Here is a 20,161-nt window from a genome sequence, read left to right as displayed (position 1 = left end):
CGTTGTGCAGGCGCGGCCTTGCGTCGCGATGACGCGCGCAGCGGCCCAGGCCAGCGTCAACGCCCCATCGCGACGCAAGGCCGCTCCTACAACAGCCCGTAGCGCAGCTAACTCAGGCGAAGAACCAGTAGCAGACGAAGATCGCTGCTATCACACCGCACAATTCCGCCAGCAATGCGCAACCAACCGCATGGCGCACCCGCTGGATACCCACCGCACCGAAGTACACCGCCAGCACATAGAAGGTGGTTTCGGTGCTGCCCTGGATGGTCGCTGCCACCAGCGCCGGGAAGCTGTCGACGCCGTGGGTCTGCATGGTCTCGATCAGCATTGCCCGCGCGGCACTGCCGGAGAATGGCTTGACCAGCGCCGTGGGCAGGCCCTCGACGAAGCGGGTGTCCAGGCCCATCCAGGTCACCAGGTGGCGAATGCCGTCGAGAGCCATCTCCAGGGCGCCAGACGCGCGCAGCACGCCCACCGCCACCAACATCGCCACCAGATAAGGCAACAGGCCTTTGGCTACATCGAAACCTTCCTTGGCGCCTTCGATAAAGGCTTCATACACCTGCACCCGTCTCAAAGCACCAATCACCAAGAACAGGATGATCACGCCAAACAGGGTGAGATTGCCCAGGATCGACGACAAGCTGGCCAGCGCAGCCGCCGACAGGGTACCGAGGAACGCCATGAAGCCGCCCAGCAGCAAGGCACCGGGGATCAGGTAGGCGAGCACTACCGGATCCCACAGGCGCAAGCGCTGCATCACCGCCACCGACAGCAGGCCGACCACGGTCGAGACACTGGTGGCCAACAGGATGGGCAGGAATACCATGGTCGGGTCCGCTGCGCCCTGCTGCGCCCGGTACATGAAAATGGTCACCGGCAACAAGGTCAGCGACGAGGCGTTGAGCACCAGGAACAGGATCTGCGCATTGCTCGCCGTGGTGCTGCTAGGGTTCAGCTCCTGCAGCGCGCGCATGGCCTTCAGGCCGATCGGCGTGGCGGCATTGTCCAGGCCCAGGCCGTTGGCGGCAAAGTTCATGGTGATCAGGCCCAGGGCAGGGTGGCCGGGCGGGACCTCGGGCATCAGGCGGGCGAATAACGGGCCAAGCACCTTGGCCAGCCACTCGACGATGCCAGCCTTCTCGGCAATCTTGAGAAAGCCCAGCCAAAGGGTCAGGGTGCCGAACAACAGCACCATGACCTCGACCGACAGCTTGGCCATGGCAAAGATGCTCTCGACCATGGCCGCGAAGATACCGGCGTTGCCGCCAACCAGCCATTGCGCCAGAGCGGAGACTGCCGCCACCAGGAAAAAACCAAGCCAAAGGCCGTTGAGCATCCGTGTGTTCCCCCTGAAAAATGCCCGAATGATAGCGTATCGCGGCCCCTGGCGGCCGCGCTTGCGTGTAGCAGCAGCCTTGTCTCGCCAGCGGGTGCGCAGCGCCCCAGGGCTCAAGCTTCGCCGCTCTAAATTACCGGGGCCGCTCTGCGCCCCTTTCGCAACGCAAGGCCGCGTCTGCCGCAAACACACCGGAAAACAAAAAGCCCCGACAAGTCGGGGCTCTTGGTCAACCGTAGGTGAGGCTCAGCGCTTGGCAGCTTCGCCAACCATGGCCGCTTCCTGCTTGTCGGCCATCAGCGAGGCGTAGTACTTGTCGCCCTTGGCGGCGTCGTACATGCCTTCCCAACGGGCGATGACCAGGGCTGCCAGGGCGTTGCCCACCACGTTCAAGGCGGTACGGGCCATGTCCATGATGCGGTCGACACCGGCGATGAAGGCCAGGCCTTCCAGCGGGATGCCCACACTGCCCAGGGTAGCCAGCAGGACCACGAAGGACACGCCCGGTACGCCAGCGATACCTTTGGAAGTGACCATCAGGGTCAGGACCAGCAGCAGCTGCTGGCTCCACGACAGGTCGATACCGTACAGCTGGGCGATGAAGATGGCCGCGATGCTCTGGTACAGGGTCGAACCGTCGAGGTTGAAGGAATAGCCGGTCGGTACCACGAACGAGCAGATCGATTTCGGCGCACCGTACTTCTCCATTTTCTCGATCACGCGCGGCAGCACGGTTTCCGAGCTGGAGGTGGAGTAGGCGAGGATCAGCTCATCTTTCATGATGCGCATGATCTTGATCACCGAGAAGCCGAACAGGCGGGCGACCAGGCCCAGCACCATGAAGGCGAAGAAGGCGATGGCGAAGTACACCAGCAGCACCAGCTTGGCCAGCGGCAGCAGCGAGCTGAAGCCGAAGTTGGCAACGGTCACGGCGATCAGGGCGAACACGCCGATCGGGGCGTAGTTCATGATCATGTGGGTGACCTTGAACATGGTCTCGGAAACCGCCTGGAAGGTACGTACCAGCGGGTCACGCAGCTCTGCCTGCAGGCTCGACAGGCCCAGGCCGAACATCACCGAGAAGAAGATGATCGGCAGCATTTCGCCACGCATCAGCGCTGCGAAGATGTTCGACGGGATCAGGTTGAGCAGGGTCTCGATGAAGGCATGCTCATGCTGCACTTCGGCTGCAGTAGCCTGGTACTTGGAGATGTCCACGGTACCCAGGGTGCTCATGTCGATACCGGCGCCAGGGTGGAACAGGTTTGCCAGGACCAGACCCACGACAATGGCAACGGTGGTCACCACTTCGAAGTAGATGATGGTCTTCAGGCCGATGCTGCCGAGTTTTTTCGCGTCGCCAACCCCGGCGATACCCACGATCAGCGACGAAATCACGATCGGGACGACGATCATCTTGATCAGGCGAATGAAGATGTCACCAGCGGGCTGGAGGACGTTGCTGATCCACCATGCCTTTTCTGCACTGAAATGATTCAGTAGCGCGCCGATTGCAACACCCAGGATCAGACCGATGACGATCTGCCAGGCGAGGCTCAGTTTTGCCTTCTTCATGTCTTTACCCTTTGTTCTAGTGGTCATGGGCACCCGGCGGAACGCTTGTAACAGAGCCATTGCCCTGTTGATGGGCAACGGATGGTGCGTCCGACGAGTTCATGTAAGGACACCGCAGGCGAACGACAGAACGCTCGGCCAGCGAAAAAGGCCGCAACTATTGCGATGGCAAAGGGGGAAATCTAATGCCGGAAGCGCATACCCCATGCCGTTCATGCATAGGCTTTTTGACCCCCAGGATGAGTTCGCAAGTGCTTGATTTATAACGTTCGGAATCCCGAACAAGACCAAAGCGCCAATTTTCGGCAGATTTGGCGGGGTGGAAAGAGCTAGAAGGATGGCTTGTTCGACTATCCGAATGGCGCAAATGCCGCTTGATTGACGAGTCGGCTGTGGGAAAAAAAATGATGTACGGTCGAAACAAAATGTGTCTCGGGAGGGAATTCGCGCAGGGAAAGAGGAGGTTGCCGTATGGCTCCTCGGAAGCCAGGTCTGGCCAGGTGCCCTTGTGGCACCGCCGACCTGATGCTTCCGATTCCGCCTTTCCTGACCCGGCCCAATGCTGGAGGCACTCCCTGTACCCCTAGGCCACTCCGATCCTGTAGCAATCAGAACGGCCCGGCCCCTTGGTCATGTGCTGCCCCTCCTCGGGGCGGCGCATCATAGAAGGCCGAACTATAGAAAGGTTCGGCTTCTATTACGTGACAGTGCGTGACTCTTCATATGTACCGCGCAGGCGCTCAGTACCAGTTCGGGTCACGCTTGAGCTGCTCTTGCAGCATCGCCTTCATGCCGTCATCCGGCTTACCCAACCAGCGATACTGGGCATGGCGAGTTGGCGATTTGTCCTTGGGCAAGCCTTCGGGTACCTCCACGAGCATCCCGTAGGCATCGTCCTTGTCCCAGCTGAACGCCACGATCAGGCGCTTGTAGGTGCAGTTGTCCTGTCGTTCACACAACGGGCCAACCAGATACTTGTCGCCATCTTCGGTAACGGCCGACATCTGTTGCTGGGAACTGCCGGTCAGATTGACCACCCAATCGGGCAGGCGTTCCTCGCCTTCGATTGCGTCCTGCCAGGTTTCCCGATATTCCGGGTCCGAGCCGAGCAACTGGTCGACCCGGACCTGGCCGTCATTGGCCGCCATCGCCGCCGCACTGCCGCCCATCAACAGGGCGGCAGCCAGGGCTGTCCAACGCTTCCTGCCCATCTTCAACCTCGTCCACGTCCAAAGAAGAAGGAGGCTACGAACAGCACCAGGAAGACAATGAACAGAATCTTCGCGATACCTGTTGCAGCGCCTGCGATACCACCGAAGCCCAGTACCGCGGCGACAATGGCGATGATGAGGAAAGTGATAGCCCAGCTCAGCATGATGGTTCTCCTTTCTTTATCGAAATCGGTCTGGCCGTCGGGTCAGAAGACCCAGCGATCCTGCGGCACGACAGTTTCCACAGTGGCCGGTGAAGCCGTGGCCTGGCCGGCCGAGATCGGGCCGGTGGCCTTGACCAGGGTGTTGGCATGAGTCGCCTGGATCTGGGTCAACAGGGCGGTCTGCGCCGCCACTTGCTCGGCCAGGCGCGCGGTCTGCCAGCTGTAGTAGAACAGGCCAGCGGCCAAGGTCAGCAGCAGCGCCATGGCGAGTGAAAGCATCTGGCGCAGGGGCAGTGCGGCGTCTTGCGAGCGGTTGACGGGTTGACGGTTCATGCCGGCTCCTCCTGCTGTAATTTTTGTTCAAACCTGAACAGGTAATTGCAGCCTGCATGCCAGCCTAGGAATCTCAGTAAAATCTTTTTAAATCAATGAGTTATGAGTAATCGCCAACCCAGCGAAGCTCGTATCCTGCACGATGCCCGCCTGGCCGTCGTGCGAATTGCACGATCGCTCAGCCCTCGACCTTGGTCGCCACCTTGAGCAGGTCGGCATCGACGCCACGCACACCGACGATCTGCCGGGCGATTTCGACGGCAATGGTTTTCTGTTCGCTGCTGACCACTTCGCCTGACAACCGAACCAGGCCTTCTTCACTGGCCACCTTCAGGTTCAGGCCGTCAAGGTTGCGACTGAAGCGGTAGCTGTTCTGGATTTTATCGATGATCCAGCTGTCGCTCGGTTGCGGCCCGGTCGGTACGCCCGCCGGGGCTTCCCTGCCCTTGGCCATGGCAGCGGAATCAAGACTGACCAGGTTGTTCACCAGCTGCACGCCATCGGTGGTACGCGCCACCACGCCTGCGAGTTCCTTGGCCTCGGCACTGTCGACCTTGCCGCGCAGGGTCACCACGCCCTCACTGCTTTGTACATCTATAGGGGCGTTCTCGGTGGTGCGGCTCCACAGCAACCGGGCGCGGATAACGGCCGCCAGCGTGGCGTCTTCCAGACGCTGGGCGTAGGCACGCAATTCCAGCGGGCGCTCCACCAATTGGGCGTTGACCCGCAGCTGATTGTCCACTCTGTCGATGCCGCGGGTGGCCAAGGCTACCTGCTCGGCCAACTGGCGCTCGACATCGTTCTCCACTTCACCGGAAAGCCGCGCCTGCTTGCCGTTTACTTCGACGTCGATCCGGAACAGGTCGAGCATGCGGTTGAGCGACAGGGCTGTTTGCAGCGCACCCTCAAGGCGCGCGTCCTGTACCGGGTCGGCGATTGCCGGGGTGAACACCGGCAGCAAGGCGGCTGCCAACACGGCAGTACGCAGGTAAAAGGTCATGGCAATGCCTCCTTCTGTAGGCAAATACTGAAAATCATCGCAACCAATGTGCCACCCGGCGTCTCTAAGCAAATCATCGGAATAGCGCGGCCTCTGGGCTTTGATTGGCCATTGGCTAGCATGCAAAGGACAGATTCCTTCAGAATTGACCATGCAACTTGCCCGATTTTTCCCACACTAATTTGAAGACCTAACCCTAAGGAGCGCAGGACATGGAATCAGCTCAGGACACTCAAGGCCGCATTCTGCTGGTGGATGACGAGTCCGCGATCCTGCGCACTTTCCGCTACTGCCTGGAGGACGAGGGCTATAGCGTGGCCACGGCCAATAGCGCGGCGCAGGCCGAAACCCTGCTGCAGCGCCAGGTATTCGACCTGTGTTTCCTCGATTTGCGCCTGGGCGAAGACAACGGGCTCGACGTCCTGGCGCAAATGCGTATCCAGGCCCCCTGGATGCGAGTGGTGATCGTGACTGCTCACTCGGCGATCGATACGGCGGTGGATGCGATCCAGGCCGGCGCGGCCGATTACCTGGTCAAACCGTGCAGCCCCGACCAGCTGCGCCTGGCCACCGCCAAGCAGCTGGAAGTGCGCCAACTGTCTGCACGCCTGGAAGCCCTCGAAGGCGAAGTGCGCAAGCCCAAGGACGGCCTGGACTCGCACAGCCCGGCGATGATGGCGGTGCTGGAAACCGCCCGCCAGGTTGCCACCACCGACGCCAATATCCTCATCCTTGGTGAGTCCGGTACCGGTAAAGGCGAACTGGCCCGGGCCATCCATGGCTGGAGCAAGCGGGCGCGCAAAGCCTGCGTGACCATCAACTGCCCGTCGCTGAACGCCGAACTGATGGAAAGCGAGCTGTTCGGCCACACCCGCGGCGCCTTTACCGGCGCCAGCGAAAGCACCCTGGGGCGGGTCAACCAGGCCGACGGCGGCACGCTGTTCCTCGACGAAATCGGTGATTTCCCACTGACCTTGCAGCCAAAGTTGCTGCGCTTCATTCAGGACAAGGAGTACGAGCGCGTCGGCGACCCAGTCACCCGCCGTGCCGATGTACGTATTCTCGCCGCCACCAACCTCAACCTCGAAGAAATGGTGCGCGAAAGCCGCTTCCGTGAAGACTTGCTGTACCGCCTGAACGTCATCACCCTGCACCTGCCGCCGCTGCGCGAGCGCAGTGAAGATATCCTGACCCTGGCCGACCGCTTCCTCGCCCGCTTCGTCAAGGAATACTCCCGACCCGCGCGCGGGTTCAGTGACGAAGCCCGAACAGCGCTGCTCAACTACCGTTGGCCCGGCAACATCCGTGAACTGCGTAACGTGGTGGAACGGGCCAGCATCATCTGCCCGCAGGAGCGCGTGGAAGTCAGCCACCTGGGCATGGGCGAGCAGCCCGCAGGCAACACCCCGCGCGTTGGCGCGGCCCTGAGCCTGGATGAGCTGGAGCGCGCCCATATCGGCGCGGTGCTGGCTGCCAGCGACACCCTGGACCAAGCCGCCAAGACCCTGGGCATCGATGCCTCCACCCTGTACCGCAAGCGCAAGCAGTACAACCTATGAAGTGGCCACCCATGAAGCTGCGCACGCGGCTGTTCCTCAGCATTTCGGCGCTGGTTACCGTGGCGCTGCTGGGCCTGTTGCTGGGGTTGGTCAGTGTTCTGCAGATGGCCGCAGTGCAACAGCGATTGGTGCGCGATACGACCCATGTCCTGGAGGTTGGGCTGAAACTGCGCCAGAACCTCGGCGAACAGATGACCCTGATTCTTGACGAGGACACCACCCCGGAAAGCCTGCGGCTGCTGCAGGAAGATTTCCAGGCCCTGCTCAATCAGGCCCTGGAACAGGGCGGCGAGCGTCCCAGCTTCAGCAAGGCCAGCCGCAATTACCAGGCATTTCTCCAGGCCTACCGGGAGAGCGCCGCGCCCGCCCGCAGCATGGGTGCAGAGCAGCCGCTGGGCGCCGCCTTCAACCAGGTTCGCAGCGACCTGATCGATTCCCACAAACAGGCTTTGGAGCATATTACCCGCAGCGAAGAAAGCACCCGCGACCACGCCTTGCTGATCAGCGGCGCGCTTGGCCTGATGGGCCTGGTAGTGCTGGTGCTGGGCTTCGTCACTGCGCACAACATCGCGCGGCGCTTTGGCCAGCCGATCGAAGCACTGGCCAAAGCGGCCGACCAGCTTGGCGAAGGCAATTTCGATGTCACCCTGCCGGTGACCCAGGCCGCCGAGCTCAACCAGCTGACCCGCCGCTTCGGCCTGATGGCCGAGGCCTTGCGCAAGCACCAGGCCACCAATGTCGATGAACTGCTGGCCGGCCAGCAACGCCTGCAGGCCGTACTGGACAGCATCGACGACGGCTTGCTGATCATCGACCGCCAGGGCCGCCTGGAACACCTCAACCCGGTGGCCCAGCGCCAGCTGGGCTGGTCCGACAGCCGCGTGGGAAGCAGCCTGGCCGACGCCTTGCAGCGCCCGGAGCTGGAGCAACAGATTCGCCAGGTGCTGCGCGGCGGCAACCTCGACCGCCCACCGGATGACCTGAACATCGAGGTCGATGAAGAAACCCGCCTGCTCACCTACAGCCTGACCCCGGTCAGCCACCCGCAAGGGCCAATCCTCGGTGCGGTGATGGTGTTGCACGATGTGACCGAACAGCGCGCTTTCGAACGCGTGCGCAGCGAGTTCGTGCTGCGCGCTTCTCACGAGCTGCGTACCCCGGTAACCGGCATGCACATGGCCTTCGGGCTGCTGCGCGAGCGCCTCAAGTTCCCACCCGAGGCTCGCGAGCAGGACCTGCTGGAAACCATTGGCGAAGAAATGCAGCGCCTTACCCAGTTGATCAATGACTTGCTCAACTTCAGTCGCTACCAGAGCGGGCTGCAGAAGCTCGAGCTGGCCCCGTGCGCCATCGACGAGCTGCTGGAACGTGCGCAACTGCGCTTTGCCGAGCAGGCAGCGCACAAGCAGATCGAGCTGATCCGAGAGCTGGAACCGCCGTTGCCACGCATCCAGGCCGACGTCGCCCAACTCGACCGGGTCCTGGACAACCTGTTGCACAACGCCATCCGCCATACTGCCAGCGGCGGGCGGATTCGCCTGCATGCACGACGCCATGCGGAACGGGTGATCATCAGCGTCGAGGATAACGGCGAGGGCATCGCCTATGGGCAGCAGGGGCGCATCTTCGAACCGTTCGTGCAGGTAGGGCGCAAGAAGGGCGGGGCTGGCTTGGGGCTGGCGCTGTGCAAGGAGATCGTGCAGCTGCATGGCGGGCGCATGGGGGTTTTCTCCCGGCCAGGGCAGGGCACCCAGTTCTACATGGCGCTGCCGGCCTGACGCCCGCGGGTCACCAATTCGGCAAACTGGCGGGCATTCAACGGCCGGGCAAATAGCCAGCCCTGGCCATAATGAACCCCTTCGCTACTGAGCAGTAGCGCCTGGTCCTCGCTCTCGATGCCTTCGGCAATCACCCGCAGATGCAGGTCATGGGCCATGCGGATGATATGCGGGGCAACCCCACTGCTGGCGGCGTCATGCCCCAAGGCATCGATGAACGCCTTGTCGATCTTCAGGCAATCCACCGGCAGCGTCTGCAGATAGGCCAGGCTGCAATAACCCGTGCCGAAATCATCGATCAACACCTGATGGCCCACCGCCCGCAGTGCCTGCAGGTTATCGCGCGCCACCACCACATCGATCAGGCCACGCTCGGTCACCTCGAAGGCAATCTGCCTGGCCGCCACTTTGTGCAAGGCCAGCAAGCGTGCCGCCACCCGGCCTATCCGCGGCACCATCACATCGCAAGCCGCGAGGTTCACCGAAATGTACAAGTCGGGGTGCGAGCGCAGCAGCTGGCCCAACTGCTCCAGCACTCGCTGCAGGACAAAGTCGGTGATCTGGCGAATCTGCCCGGTGTTTTCCGCCAGCGGAATGAACAGGTCCGGGCTGGTCAGCGTCCCGTCCGGGCGGCGCCAGCGCACCAGGGCCTCGGCCCCCACGCAGCGTCGGCTGTCGAGTTCGAAGATCGGTTGATAGAGCACCTGCAGCTCACCGCGGCGCAAGGCGTTCTGCAATTCCGAACTCATCGAGCGTTTCTGCAGGATCAATTGCAGCACCACCCAGCCGATGAAGCAGGCTGCCAGCACGCTGCCGGGGAACAGTAGCCAGAGCATGCCGTTCATCCGCAGCGGCAGTTTCGCCCGCGGGGCGATCAGCACCAGCTGGTAATCCGGTGACTTGGTCGGCATGCGGTAGATCAAGCGGTCGCTGAGTTCGAGCAGCGACTTCTGGCTGGTCGACCAGGCCGAAGGTGGCGGCCAGACCTGCGGCGGGCCCAGGACCGGAATGGCCCGGGCGCCATTGTCCAACACCACCACCAGGCTACCGCCTGGGGGCAGGTCGACCACATCGGTCAGGTGGCCACGGGAGGTGGACACCACGAACTTGCCTCGCCCCAGCATCAGCGCGGCCAGGTTCTCGTTCGGCTCGGTCGTGGTGTTCAGCCAATAACTGTAGGTAGGCCCCTGAATGTCCGGGGCACGCAAGCGTTCGAAGGCCCGCTCGTCACCACGGCTGGAGCAGGCGACGCTCCCATCCACGTACGCCGCCTCATAAATGAACCGCGAACCCAGGCTTACCTGCTGCAATGTCGTGAGCATCGCCGGGCTGCAACCGCGCAAGGGCTGGGCCTGCAACAGGTCGACCCCTTCACGCAACTGGCCAAACACCTGCTCCAGGCGCTCAAGAAAGCGTTCGCCCTGGGCATTCATCTGTTCGCTCTCGCTTTGCTTCATCTGCTGCAAGGCAATGCCGAGGCTGGCGGAGAGCAACAGTGCAGCACTGGCCAATGCTGCCAGGGTGGCCAGCAACCAGGGATGGAAAAAAATTTGGCGCAGCAACACGGTGAGCGCTGACATCGACGGCATCCAGTTGATTACTAAGGTATAGCAACTGGATCGGGAATCACCTTTGCCGTCTGGCGCCTGGATCGAACCTCTGCCGGCCGCTGCGACAGGCTTAACGCATGCGGTTGAGTACCTGCAGCATCGCCGCCGTCTGGGCATCCGGCATGCCGTCGAAACGCTGTGGGCGGAAGCGCATCTGGAATGCGGCGATCACATGGCGGGTGGCGACATCCAGTACGCCGGTTTGCTCGATCGCATAGCCAAACCGCGCCAACTCCTGCTGATACCAGCCGACACTGGGTGGGTTGACGCTGAAATAGGCCTGCTGGCGCGCCACTGCATTGGCATCCGGCCAGATCCCCAGCCCGGCATCGGCCAGCCGCTTCCAGGGGAACAGCGGCCCCGGATCCAGCTTGCGCAGCGGCGCGATGTCGCTGTGGCCAATGATGTGGCGGGGCTCGATGTGGTTACGCTTCACGATGTCCTTGAGCAGCGCGATCAGCGACTGGATCTGCGCTTCGCTGTAAGGGTGCCAGACCCGGCCGTTCGGCGTGTCGGTAAAGCCTGGGTTGACGATTTCGATACCAATGGAAGACGAATTCAGCCAGGTTCGCCCCTGCCACTGGCTATCCCCTGCATGCCAGGCGCGACGGCTCTCATCCACCAGCTGGTACACCGTGCCCGGGCCATCGCCAATCAGGTAGTGACTGCTGACTTCGCCATGGGTCAGCAACGCCAGGGACCGATCCAGCGAAGCATTGGTGTAATGGAGGACAACGAACTGGATACGGTTGTCCTGGTTGGCCGAAGGATGGCTACGGTCGATGCGCAGGCCCGTCGAGCAACCGGCGACAGACAACAGCAAGAAGGAAATCAGCGTTCTTTTAAGCGTGGAAAGCACGTCAGTGGCCTCAGCGTATGAGCGCTACAGTATAACGTGCTCCCCCGGTACCGTGCGTGCCGCGATTCAGCAGCAGCCGACTACCCCTGCTCGACGCGATTGCGCCCCAGGTCCTTGGCCCGGTACAGCGCCGCATCGGCGCGCTTGAGCACCTGGTCGCCACGCTCGCCGGAACGGAACGCACTCAGGCCGATGGACGTGGTGATCACCACCCGTTCACCCTTGAAGTGGAACGGGCACGCCTCGACGGCAGCGCGCAGTGCCTCGGCCACCTCGGCAGCCGCTGCCAACGAGGTCTGCGGCAGCAACAGGACAAACTCTTCGCCACCAAACCGGGCGATGAACCCGCGACCGTTCAGGCGCTTGCGCAACTGGTCGGCGACAATTTTCAATACCTTGTCCCCTGCCAGGTGCCCGTAGCTGTCGTTGATGCGTTTGAAATGGTCAAGGTCGAGGATCGCCATCGTCAGGTGGCCACCTTTATCCTGCCACTCGATCATTTCGCGCTCGACCCGCTCGCTCCATGCCGCACGGTTGGGCAGGCCGGTAAGCGGGTCGAGCAAGGCTTTCTGCCGCTGTTCTTCCAGGTGCTCGCGATAGCCGAGCGCCTCCTGCTCCATGTTCGCCACCCGCTCCGACAACCCTTGCAGGCGCCCTGCCAGCTCCTGCTCGCGGCGATCGCGCTCATGCTTGTGCTGGTCCATGGTTACCAGCAAGCCTTCCAGGCGGTTGTCCAGGATGTGCTTGAGGCTGTCCACATCGGCAGCACCTTGCACGCTGCTTTGCAGCCCGTCGACGTGCTCGCGCAGCTGGTTATCCAGCTCGCGGGCAGCAGAACTGTTGTCGGCATGGCCAACACTGGCCTCGTGCAAGTGGCTCTGGAAGCCTTCCAGGCGTTCGTTGAGCTGCTGCAGGTAGGTTTCGAATTCATGCTGGCCGCTGTCGGTGATCGCCAGCATCAGCACAGCCAGGTCGTCCAGCACCGGGATCAGCTCATACCAGTTCAAGCCGCGGGCAACCCGTTCGCGCATCTCCAGCGCCTGGGCCTTGTGCCGCTCGGGCAGGCTGAGATCATCGAGCAGGCCGAGCAGGGTCTGCTCGATATGCGCAGCCACCTGGCTGTAGGGCGGCTCGACCGCATCCGGCAGGGCATAGGTGCCGTCTTCGCCAGGGGTTTCCTCAGGTATTTGTGGCGGCTCTGCTTCAGCCAGCAGCTCGCCACCGGAGGCTTGCGGTAGGGGTTCATCGTGCGCAGCTGGCGGCGGCAACGGGGCTGGCGATAGTTCGGCCGTTTCGATCAACGCCGGGCCAGGCACTTCCAGCTCGGCCTCCGCCGCCACAGGTACTTCGTCAACAGCGGCTTGAGGGGCTGGCAGCGGCTGCAACGCATCCACATCGTCGGCCTGCGCGGCATCAAACGCCTGGGGCTGCGTGGTTACAGCAGGCGGCGCCACCGCTACAGGCGTCGGTGCGCCTGGGGTGTCTTCCTCACGGCTGCCGAACAGGCGCTGCAACAAACCCGGCCGGGCCTCTTCCCCACGCTTGCCCAGGGCTGACAGTGCGCGGCCCTGCAAGCCGCTCAGTTCACCCAGCAACGGCGGCAGATCGCGTGACTGGGCAACGCCGCCTTCGAGCTTCTTCGCCAGTTTTTTCAACGGCCGCGAGACTTCGTTCGGCAGCGGCAGGCCTTGCAGTTGGCCAACCAGTGCGGTCAAGGCGTCACCGACCTGGTTCATGCGGGTTTCCCGACGCTGCTCGGAATCCAGCACCGCTTTCTCCAGGCGCGGAATCAGGCCGGCGAGGCCCGCGTCCATGTTGTCGCTGCGGATGACCTCGCGCATTTCCTTCATGCACTGGTCCACCACCTTGTCACTGCCTTCGGCAGCCAGGGTGCTGCGGACCAGGCCGCGGCGCAGCAGGTCGAGACGGGCCTCCCAACGGCGCTCGAGCCGTTCCTGCTGCTCGATGCTTTTAAGGTATTTTTCTTTCCAGCGCTCAGCGTCTTCAGTCATGCCCGGGTCCGCAAACGGTGATGGCAATTAGCTCGGGACCGGCAGCGTATCCACAGTCAATGCATCAGGCAATCGAATCTCGACGGCAACGGGAAGGTGGTCAGAAATTGGCTGTGCCAGCACCTCGACACGCTCCAGCGTGAGGCTTGGGCTGAGCAGGATGTGGTCCAGGCAACGCTGTGGCCGCCAGCTCGGGAAGGTGGCCTCGACTTGCGGGGCAATCAGGCCCAGGTCGCGCAACGGCGAGTGCTCCAGCAGGTCGGTGGCATGGGTGTTCATGTCACCCATCAACACCTGGTGGCGGTAGCCGCCAATCAGCTCGCGAATGTAGCCCAGCTGCAGCGCGCGGGTCTTGGCACCAAGGGCCAGGTGCATCATGACCACGATCAGGGCATCGTCACCCTCGCCGAAACGCACCAGGATCGCTCCGCGCCCGGCCGGGCCGGGTAACGGATGATCTTCGAGCACGTGTGGCTTGATGCGGCTGAGCACCCCATTGCTGTGCTGGGCAAAACGCCCGAGGTTGCGGTTGAGCTGCTGGTACCAGTAGGGGAAAGCACCCAGGTGGGCGAGGTGTTCGACCTGGTTGACGTAGCCCGAACGCAGGCTGCCACCGTCGGCCTCCTGCAAGGCCACCAGGTCGAAGTCACCCAGCAGTTTGCCGATCTTCTGCAGGTTGCCGGCACGCCCGTTGTGCGGCAGCAGGTGCTGCCAGCTGCGAGTGAGGTAATGCCGATAACGCTCGGTGCTGATGCCCACCTGGATGTTGAAACTGAGCAGCCGCAGGCGACCATCCTCAGGCAGGCCAGGGGCCTGCAAGTGGTGCTCGTTGACCTGCGGCTGGTGCAGGCCAATGCCACGCGTGGACCTGAAGCGGGGCATGGGCTGCGCCGCTTACTTAGCGGCGCGCTCCTTGTCGATCAGCTGGTCGGCAACATTCAGCACGCCTTCCGGCCCGCCGGCGGTACCCAGGTCGAAGCGGTACTTGCCGTTGACCACCATGCTTGGTACGCCGGTGATTTCGTACTTCTTCGCCAGTTCCTTGGCCTGGTTGACCTGGCCCTTGATGGCGAACGAGTCGTAGGTGGCCAGGAACTTGTCCTTGTCCACGCCTTGGGTGGCGAGGAATTCGGCCATGTCATTCTTGTCGGTCAGGCGCTTGTGCTGGTTCTGAATGGCATCGAACACCGCCGCGTGCACCTTGTGCTCGACGCCCATGGCCTCGAGGGTCAGGAACATCTGGCCGTGCGCATCCCATGGGCCACCGAACATGGCCGGTACGCGCTTGAAGTTGACGTCCTTGGGCAGCTTTTCAACCCAAGGGTTGATGGTCGGCTCGAAGTGGTAGCAGTGTGGGCAGCCGTACCAGAACAGCTCGACGACTTCGATCTTGCCAGGCACGGAAACCGGAACAGGGTTGCTCAGCTCGATGTATTCCTTGCCAGCCACAGGCTCCGCGGCCTGGACGGCAGTCATACCGAATACGCTGGCGGCGACCAGCGCAGCGCTGAGAATCAGTTTACGCATGCTTTACTCCTGAGCAGTCTTGGGTCGCCCCGACGCGACCTGCACTGTGACAGGCCGGGAAGGGCTCGAGTTCTGTAGTGTAACGGCTGCGGACTGAAAAAAGGGCGGTCCGGCCGCCCTTTCATCATTGGCTTACAACATTAACTGAAAGTTAATGCGCCGCCTGTAATGGCCTTATCGCCGGCAAGCCGGCGCCCACCTCGACCGCATCGACCTCAGGCGATGGAGTACCGGTGGCAGCTGGCTTGCCAGCGATAGGGCCATGGCAGGCTGTCGAGGGCCTCAGTGCAGCCCCTGGATGTAGCTGGCCAACGCCTCGATATCGTGGTTGCTCAGCTTGCCGGCGATGGTGCGCATGGTCATGGCATCGCCATCATTGGTGCGGTTGCCTTCGCGGAAATCGGTGAGCTGCTTGGTCACATACTGCGCGTGCTGGCCGCCCAGGTGCGGGAAGCCGGCCAGGGCGATGCCGGCGCCATTGGGCGAATGGCAACCGGTGCAGGCAGGCATGCCCTTCTCCAGGTCGCCGCCGTTGAACAGCGCACGGCCACGCTCGACGAGCTTGGGATCGGCAGCGCCAACGCTGCCTTTCTGGCTGGAGAAGTAGGCGGCGATATCAGCCAGGTCCTGGTCATTGAAATTGGCCAGCATCCCGGTCATTTCCAGCACGGTGCGCTTGCCCGACTTGATATCGTGCAGTTGTTTTTCGAGGTAGCGCTGGCCCTGGCCGGCCAGTTTCGGGAAGTTCGGCGCCAGGCTGTTGCCGTCGGGGTTGTGGCAGGCGCCACACACGGCAGTCTTGGCCTGGCCGGCGGCGGCATCGCCTTTGATAGGTTGCGCAGCAGTGGCCGCACCTGCGACACCCAGGGTCAACAGCAGACTCACGACTAGTTTGTTCATCAGCTAATCCAACACGGCTAAGGGTGAAATGTTATGTATCGGGACTGCCACTCATCCAAAGGATGACCAAACGGTAGTCCTCGGCACTGCAGTCCATGCACAATCCACGCGGCGGCATAGCCTTGAAACCCTGGGTCACGTGCTTCACCAGTACCTCCATGCCTTGCGCCAGCCTTGGCTCCCATGCTGCCCGATCACCCTGCCTGGGTGCCTGTGGCAACTGCCCGGCGTGACAGGCCGCACACGTGCGGTTGTACAACACCTCGGGATCCTGTGTAGCCTGTGCGCTGAAAAACGGCAGGAACATACCGACAGCAAGCAGCCATTTCGCCATGCGGAACGACCTTCAGGGTTGGGGGCCGCGCTGCGTTCTGTTGCGCGAGCTATTGTTCGACACCCCATGCTCGTTCCCCTTTGCCAGGAGAATGAGCACACAAAAACTGGGGCATTATATACTTCCGCCATCCAAACGGAAACGACACCGCTTGCCAGGCTCGGGCCTACAGAGTCAGGCAACACCCACATCGGATATCCCATGCAAGTCAAGAACCCCATCCTCGGCCTCTGCCAGAAAGCCACATTCGCCCTCAGCGCTGCCAAGGTCGAACAATGCCCGGACGACCAGGGTTACGAGGTGGCTTTCGCCGGCCGCTCCAACGCCGGCAAATCCAGCGCCCTCAACACCCTGACTCATGCCAGCCTGGCGCGTACCTCGAAAACCCCCGGGCGCACCCAGCTGTTGAATTTCTTCAGTCTGGACGATGAACGGCGTTTGGTCGACCTGCCGGGCTACGGTTATGCAAAAGTGCCGATTCCGCTGAAGCAACATTGGCAGAAACACCTGGAAGCCTACCTGGGCAGCCGTGAATGCCTGCGTGGCGTCATCCTGATGATGGACGTACGCCACCCGATGACCGACTTCGACAAGATGATGCTCGACTGGGCCAAGGCCAGCAGCATGCCGATGCACATCCTGCTGACCAAGGCCGACAAACTGACCCACGGCGCAGGCAAGAACACCCTGCTCAAGGTGCAGTCGGAAATCCGCAAGGGCTGGGGCGATGGCGTGACCATCCAGCTGTTCTCGGCAACCAAGCGCCTGGGCGTGGAAGAGGCCTACCGGGTGCTGGCGGGCTGGATGGAGCTGGAAGACAAGCCAGTGGCCTGAAGGCCTGCGCGTCTTCGTGTAGACGCGGCCTTGTGTCGCGCCTACACAAAGACCGCATCACCAAGGAATTCCGGGCAAAAAAAACCCCGGACTTCGTATGGGGAGGGGGAAGTTCGGGGTCCAAGTCCGGACCGCTAGGGCGGGGTCCAGATATCTGCCAACACTTAACACAACATAGGAGCATCGAAAGGCTTCACCAGCCATTCAGATACTCTGAGTTCCGCTTCACCGGTTTAGTTCCGAAGCCCTGGAAACTATTTGCGATAGTTTCATGAAGCGTCAGCACCCGTGGCACTGAGCGGTGCCAGGATCCGCGTCCCTACGTCGCAGATCCTACACAGCTTTACCTGCTCGATCAGTGAGCTTCGTCCCAATTCGCACCAATTCCTGCTTCCACCAGCAACGGCACATCCAGCTGCGCCGCCTGGCTCATGTGCTGGCGAATTTCATCTTTGACCTGGTCTACCAGGTCTTCGCGTACCTCCAGCACCAGTTCGTCGTGAACCTGGAGGATGACCCGGGCATCCAGCCCGCTTTCGCTCAGCCAGTTATCCACATTGACCATGGCGCGCTTGATGATGTCGGCCGCGGTGCCTTGCATCGGCGCGTTGATCGCGGTGCGCTCGGCGCCTTTGCGCAAGGCCGGGTTCTTGGCATTGATGTCCGGCAGGTACAGGCGCCGGCCAAACAGGGTTTCGACAAAGCCTTGCGCGGCAGCCTGGGCGCGGGTGCGCTCCATGTAGGCCAGTACGCCAGGGTAGCGAGTGAAATAGCGGTCGATATAGTCCTGCGACTGCTTGCGATCGACACCGATCTGCTTGGCCAGGCCAAACGCGCTCATGCCATAGATCAGGCCGAAGTTGATCGCCTTGGCGCTGCGGCGCTGGTCGGTGGTGACGTCTTCCAGGGCCACGCCGAACACTTCCGCCGCCGTCGCGCGGTGCACGTCCAGGTTGTTGCGGAAGGCATGCAGCAAGCCTTCGTCCTTGGCCAGGTGGGCCATGATGCGCAGCTCGATCTGCGAGTAGTCGGCCGCCAGCAACTTGTAGCCCGGGCTGGCGACGAAGGCCTGGCGGATGCGCCGCCCCTCGGCCGTACGAATCGGGATGTTCTGCAGGTTCGGGTCGCTCGAGGACAACCGGCCAGTAGCCGCCACCGCCTGCTGGTACGAGGTGTGGATACGCCCGGTGCGCGGGTTGATCTGCCCTGGCAGCTTGTCCGTGTAGGTGCTCTTGAGCTTGCTCAGGCTGCGGTACTGCATCAATACCTCAGGCAACGGATAGCCTTGCTCGGCCAGTTCGTCGAGCACCGCTTCTGCAGTGGATGGCTGGCCCTTGGTGGTCTTGCTCAGCACCGGCATGCCCAGCTTGTCATAGAGGATCGCACCCAGCTGCTTGGGCGAGCCGAGGTTGAATTCCTCACCCGCCAGCTCATAGGCACGCTGCTCCAGCTCGGCCATCTTCACCCCCAGCTCGCCACTCTGCACCCGCAGCAGCGCAGCATCGACCAACGCACCCTGGCGCTCGATCTTGGCCAGCACCGGCACCAGCGGCATCTCGATGTCCATCAGTACCGGCTGCACGCTCGGTGTCTGCGCCAGGCGCGCCTGCAACGCGTGGTGCAGGCGCAGGGTGATGTCGGCGTCTTCGGCGGCGTAGGGGCCGGCCTTGTCCAGGTGGATCTGGTTGAAGGTCAGCTGCTTGGCGCCCTTGCCGGCGATGTCCTCGAAGGCAATGGTGGTGTGGTCGAGGTACTTCTGCGCCAGGCTATCCATGTCATGCCGGGTGGCCGTGGAGTTCAACACATACGACTCGAGCATGGTGTCATAGGCTACGCCGCGCATTTCGATGGCCGGCGTGCCATTGGCGAGGATGTTGATATCGTATTTGGCGTTCTGCCCGACCTTGGCCTTGGCCGGGTCTTCGAGCAACGGCTTGAGTGCCTGCAGCACGCTGTCGCGGTCCAACTGCGCTGGCGCTCCCTCGTAATCATGGGCCAGCGGCACGTAGGCCGCTTCATGCGGCTCGACGGCGAACGACAGGCCAACCAGCTGCGCCTGCTGGGCATCCAGGCTGGTGGTCTCGGTGTCGAACGCGAACAGGGGTGCCTGGCGCAGCTTCTCCAGCCAGACTTGGAAACGGGCCGGGTCAAGAATGGTTTCGTACCTGGGCTCGACCTTGGCCACCGGTTCCGCGATCGGCGCGATGTCATTACCGGCCTTCGCCGCGTCGCGCTGCACTTCGGCGACCCAGCTCTTGAACTCCATTTCGCTGTACAACGCCAGCAGCGCTTCGCGATCCGGCTCCCCGCATACCAGGGCGTCAACCTCGATATCCAGCGGCACATCGATCTTGATGGTGGCCAGCTCATACGACAGGAACGCCGCGTCGCGGTGCTCTTCGAGCTTGGCCGGCAGGGTCTTGGCGCCGCGAATGGGTAGCGTCGGCACCTTGTCCAGGTTGGCATAGAGGTCGCTGAGGCCGCCGCCGATGCCGGTCAGCAGGCCGACTGCAGTTTTTTCGCCCACGCCCGGCACGCCGGGAATGTTGTCGACCTTGTCGCCCATCAGGGCCAGGAAGTCGATGATATGTTCCGGGCCGACGCCAAATTTCTCGTGCACGCCAGCAACGTCCAGCACGCTTCCGGTCATGGTGTTGACCAAGGTAATGTGCCCGTCCACCAGCTGCGCCATGTCCTTGTCACCGGTCGAGATGATTACCGGCCGGCCAAGGGCGGCGCTGCTGCGCGCCAGGGTGCCGATCACGTCGTCGGCCTCGACAGCCTCGACGCACAACAGCGGGTAGCCCAGCGCCTTGACGCTGGCGTGCAGCGGCTCGATCTGCAAGCGCAGGTCGTCCGGCATGCTCGGGCGGTTGGCCTTGTACTCGGCGAACATGGCATCGCGGAAGGTGCCGCCCTTGGCGTCGAACACCACCGCAAAGAGGCTGTCGGGGTATTGCTTGCGCAGGCTCTTGAGCATGTTCAGCACCCCCTTCACCGCGCCGGTCGGCATGCCCTTGGAGGTGGTCAACGGCGGCAGCGCATGGAAGGCGCGGTACAGGTAGGAGGAACCGTCCACCAGGACGAGGGGCGCTTGGCTCATGAGCAGAATCAACCTTTTCG

The 20,161-nt window shown here is 62.5% G+C and carries 17 protein-coding genes; 3 read left to right on the top strand and 14 right to left on the bottom strand.

Annotated elements, in window-relative coordinates; genetic code table 11:
• Nucleotides 1-112: 112 nt before the first annotated feature.
• The 6 genes from HG549_RS00505 to HG549_RS00480 all read right to left on the bottom strand — a co-directional run bounded on the left by HG549_RS00505 (nucleotide 113) and on the right by HG549_RS00480 (nucleotide 5,625).
• Nucleotides 113-1,342: a nucleoside recognition domain-containing protein gene (locus HG549_RS00505; RefSeq protein ID WP_170027700.1), complete on the bottom strand. Its 1,230-nt coding sequence runs from the start codon at nucleotides 1,340-1,342 to the stop codon at nucleotides 113-115.
• Nucleotides 1,343-1,588: 246 nt separating this feature from the next.
• Nucleotides 1,589-2,917: a glutamate/aspartate:proton symporter GltP gene (gltP, locus tag HG549_RS00500; protein WP_170027699.1), complete on the bottom strand. Its 1,329-nt coding sequence runs from the start codon at nucleotides 2,915-2,917 to the stop codon at nucleotides 1,589-1,591.
• A 740-nt stretch (nucleotides 2,918-3,657) separates the two neighbouring features.
• Complete coding sequence (locus HG549_RS00495) at nucleotides 3,658-4,128, bottom strand: inhibitor of vertebrate lysozyme family protein (RefSeq protein ID WP_170027698.1); 471 nt, start codon at nucleotides 4,126-4,128, stop codon at nucleotides 3,658-3,660.
• 2 nt (nucleotides 4,129-4,130) lie between these two features.
• Nucleotides 4,131-4,292 carry a DUF1328 domain-containing protein gene (locus HG549_RS00490; RefSeq protein ID WP_003252966.1) on the bottom strand — a complete coding sequence of 54 codons (162 nt, stop codon included), beginning with the start codon at nucleotides 4,290-4,292 and terminating at the stop codon, nucleotides 4,131-4,133.
• Between the two features lie 42 nt (nucleotides 4,293-4,334).
• Nucleotides 4,335-4,625, bottom strand: a complete 291-nt coding sequence (locus tag HG549_RS00485; RefSeq protein ID WP_170027697.1) for a hypothetical protein — start codon at nucleotides 4,623-4,625, stop codon at nucleotides 4,335-4,337.
• Between the two features lie 178 nt (nucleotides 4,626-4,803).
• Nucleotides 4,804-5,625 carry a BON domain-containing protein gene (locus HG549_RS00480; RefSeq protein ID WP_170027696.1) on the bottom strand — a complete coding sequence of 274 codons (822 nt, stop codon included), beginning with the start codon at nucleotides 5,623-5,625 and terminating at the stop codon, nucleotides 4,804-4,806.
• Nucleotides 5,626-5,837: 212 nt separating this feature from the next.
• Here HG549_RS00480 and algB point away from each other — a divergent pair, with 212 nt between their 5' ends.
• Both algB and HG549_RS00470 read left to right on the top strand, forming a co-directional pair.
• The gene (gene algB / locus HG549_RS00475) at nucleotides 5,838-7,184 is read left to right on the top strand and encodes a sigma-54-dependent response regulator transcription factor AlgB (protein ID WP_170027695.1); all 1,347 of its coding nucleotides are present in this window, start codon (nucleotides 5,838-5,840) and stop codon (nucleotides 7,182-7,184) included.
• On the top strand, nucleotides 7,181-8,962 hold the full coding sequence (locus tag HG549_RS00470; protein ID WP_170027694.1) for a KinB sensor domain-containing domain: 1,782 nt from the start codon (nucleotides 7,181-7,183) through the stop codon (nucleotides 8,960-8,962). The genes algB and HG549_RS00470 overlap by 4 nt, the downstream gene beginning before the upstream one ends.
• On the opposite strand, the gene HG549_RS00465 is transcribed toward HG549_RS00470, so the two are convergent.
• The 7 genes from HG549_RS00465 to HG549_RS00435 all read right to left on the bottom strand — a co-directional run bounded on the left by HG549_RS00465 (nucleotide 8,941) and on the right by HG549_RS00435 (nucleotide 16,204).
• Nucleotides 8,941-10,542: an EAL domain-containing protein gene (locus tag HG549_RS00465; RefSeq protein WP_170027693.1), complete on the bottom strand. Its 1,602-nt coding sequence runs from the start codon at nucleotides 10,540-10,542 to the stop codon at nucleotides 8,941-8,943. The genes HG549_RS00470 and HG549_RS00465 overlap by 22 nt on opposite strands.
• Before the next feature lie 100 nt (nucleotides 10,543-10,642).
• On the bottom strand, nucleotides 10,643-11,431 hold the full coding sequence (locus HG549_RS00460) for an N-acetylmuramoyl-L-alanine amidase (RefSeq protein WP_170027692.1): 789 nt from the start codon (nucleotides 11,429-11,431) through the stop codon (nucleotides 10,643-10,645).
• An 80-nt stretch (nucleotides 11,432-11,511) separates the two neighbouring features.
• The gene (locus HG549_RS00455; RefSeq protein ID WP_170027691.1) at nucleotides 11,512-13,443 is read right to left on the bottom strand and encodes a GGDEF domain-containing protein; all 1,932 of its coding nucleotides are present in this window, start codon (nucleotides 13,441-13,443) and stop codon (nucleotides 11,512-11,514) included.
• A gap of 27 nt (nucleotides 13,444-13,470) precedes the next feature.
• Nucleotides 13,471-14,325: an endonuclease/exonuclease/phosphatase family protein gene (locus HG549_RS00450; RefSeq protein WP_170027689.1), complete on the bottom strand. Its 855-nt coding sequence runs from the start codon at nucleotides 14,323-14,325 to the stop codon at nucleotides 13,471-13,473.
• Nucleotides 14,326-14,337: 12 nt separating this feature from the next.
• Nucleotides 14,338-14,970 (bottom strand): thiol:disulfide interchange protein DsbA, encoded by a 633-nt coding sequence (dsbA, locus tag HG549_RS00445; RefSeq protein ID WP_170027687.1) that lies wholly within the window; start codon nucleotides 14,968-14,970, stop codon nucleotides 14,338-14,340.
• A 282-nt stretch (nucleotides 14,971-15,252) separates the two neighbouring features.
• Entirely contained in the window at nucleotides 15,253-15,870 is a 618-nt protein-coding gene (locus HG549_RS00440) for a cytochrome c (RefSeq protein WP_170027685.1), read from the bottom strand.
• Nucleotides 15,871-15,901: 31 nt separating this feature from the next.
• A complete protein-coding gene (locus HG549_RS00435) occupies nucleotides 15,902-16,204 on the bottom strand; it encodes a cytochrome c5 family protein (protein ID WP_170027683.1) in 303 nt (100 codons plus the stop codon).
• Nucleotides 16,205-16,405: 201 nt separating this feature from the next.
• Here HG549_RS00435 and yihA point away from each other — a divergent pair, with 201 nt between their 5' ends.
• On the top strand, nucleotides 16,406-17,038 hold the full coding sequence (gene yihA, locus HG549_RS00430) for a ribosome biogenesis GTP-binding protein YihA/YsxC (protein WP_170027681.1): 633 nt from the start codon (nucleotides 16,406-16,408) through the stop codon (nucleotides 17,036-17,038).
• 355 nt (nucleotides 17,039-17,393) lie between these two features.
• On the opposite strand, the gene polA is transcribed toward yihA, so the two are convergent.
• On the bottom strand, nucleotides 17,394-20,141 hold the full coding sequence (polA, locus tag HG549_RS00425; RefSeq protein ID WP_170027679.1) for a DNA polymerase I: 2,748 nt from the start codon (nucleotides 20,139-20,141) through the stop codon (nucleotides 17,394-17,396).
• Between the last annotated feature and the right edge of the window lie 20 nt (nucleotides 20,142-20,161).

Origin of the sequence: Pseudomonas sp. SK (assembly GCF_012975065.1) — a bacterium.
Taxonomy (GTDB): Bacteria; Pseudomonadota; Gammaproteobacteria; order Pseudomonadales; family Pseudomonadaceae; genus Aquipseudomonas; species Aquipseudomonas anuradhapurensis.
Note: the sequence above shows the minus strand (reverse complement) of the source record. Positions and strands in the feature narration are given on the sequence as shown.

What these genes read in the sequence shown, in the direction of transcription:
- HG549_RS00505 (WP_170027700.1), bottom strand. Translation starts at nt 1,342, where the DNA reads ATGCTCAACGGCCTTTGGCTTGGTTTTTTCCTGGTGGCGGCAGTCTCC.
- gltP (WP_170027699.1), bottom strand. Translation starts at nt 2,917, where the DNA reads ATGAAGAAGGCAAAACTGAGCCTCGCCTGGCAGATCGTCATCGGTCTG.
- HG549_RS00495 (WP_170027698.1), bottom strand. Translation starts at nt 4,128, where the DNA reads ATGGGCAGGAAGCGTTGGACAGCCCTGGCTGCCGCCCTGTTGATGGGC.
- HG549_RS00490 (WP_003252966.1), bottom strand. Translation starts at nt 4,292, where the DNA reads ATGCTGAGCTGGGCTATCACTTTCCTCATCATCGCCATTGTCGCCGCG.
- HG549_RS00485 (WP_170027697.1), bottom strand. Translation starts at nt 4,625, where the DNA reads ATGAACCGTCAACCCGTCAACCGCTCGCAAGACGCCGCACTGCCCCTG.
- HG549_RS00480 (WP_170027696.1), bottom strand. Translation starts at nt 5,625, where the DNA reads ATGACCTTTTACCTGCGTACTGCCGTGTTGGCAGCCGCCTTGCTGCCG.
- algB (WP_170027695.1), top strand. Translation starts at nt 5,838, where the DNA reads ATGGAATCAGCTCAGGACACTCAAGGCCGCATTCTGCTGGTGGATGAC.
- HG549_RS00470 (WP_170027694.1), top strand. Translation starts at nt 7,181, where the DNA reads ATGAAGTGGCCACCCATGAAGCTGCGCACGCGGCTGTTCCTCAGCATT.
- HG549_RS00465 (WP_170027693.1), bottom strand. Translation starts at nt 10,542, where the DNA reads ATGTCAGCGCTCACCGTGTTGCTGCGCCAAATTTTTTTCCATCCCTGG.
- HG549_RS00455 (WP_170027691.1), bottom strand. Translation starts at nt 13,443, where the DNA reads ATGACTGAAGACGCTGAGCGCTGGAAAGAAAAATACCTTAAAAGCATC.
- HG549_RS00450 (WP_170027689.1), bottom strand. Translation starts at nt 14,325, where the DNA reads ATGCCCCGCTTCAGGTCCACGCGTGGCATTGGCCTGCACCAGCCGCAG.
- dsbA (WP_170027687.1), bottom strand. Translation starts at nt 14,970, where the DNA reads ATGCGTAAACTGATTCTCAGCGCTGCGCTGGTCGCCGCCAGCGTATTC.
- HG549_RS00440 (WP_170027685.1), bottom strand. Translation starts at nt 15,870, where the DNA reads ATGAACAAACTAGTCGTGAGTCTGCTGTTGACCCTGGGTGTCGCAGGT.
- HG549_RS00435 (WP_170027683.1), bottom strand. Translation starts at nt 16,204, where the DNA reads ATGGCGAAATGGCTGCTTGCTGTCGGTATGTTCCTGCCGTTTTTCAGC.
- yihA (WP_170027681.1), top strand. Translation starts at nt 16,406, where the DNA reads ATGCAAGTCAAGAACCCCATCCTCGGCCTCTGCCAGAAAGCCACATTC.
- polA (WP_170027679.1), bottom strand. Translation starts at nt 20,141, where the DNA reads ATGAGCCAAGCGCCCCTCGTCCTGGTGGACGGTTCCTCCTACCTGTAC.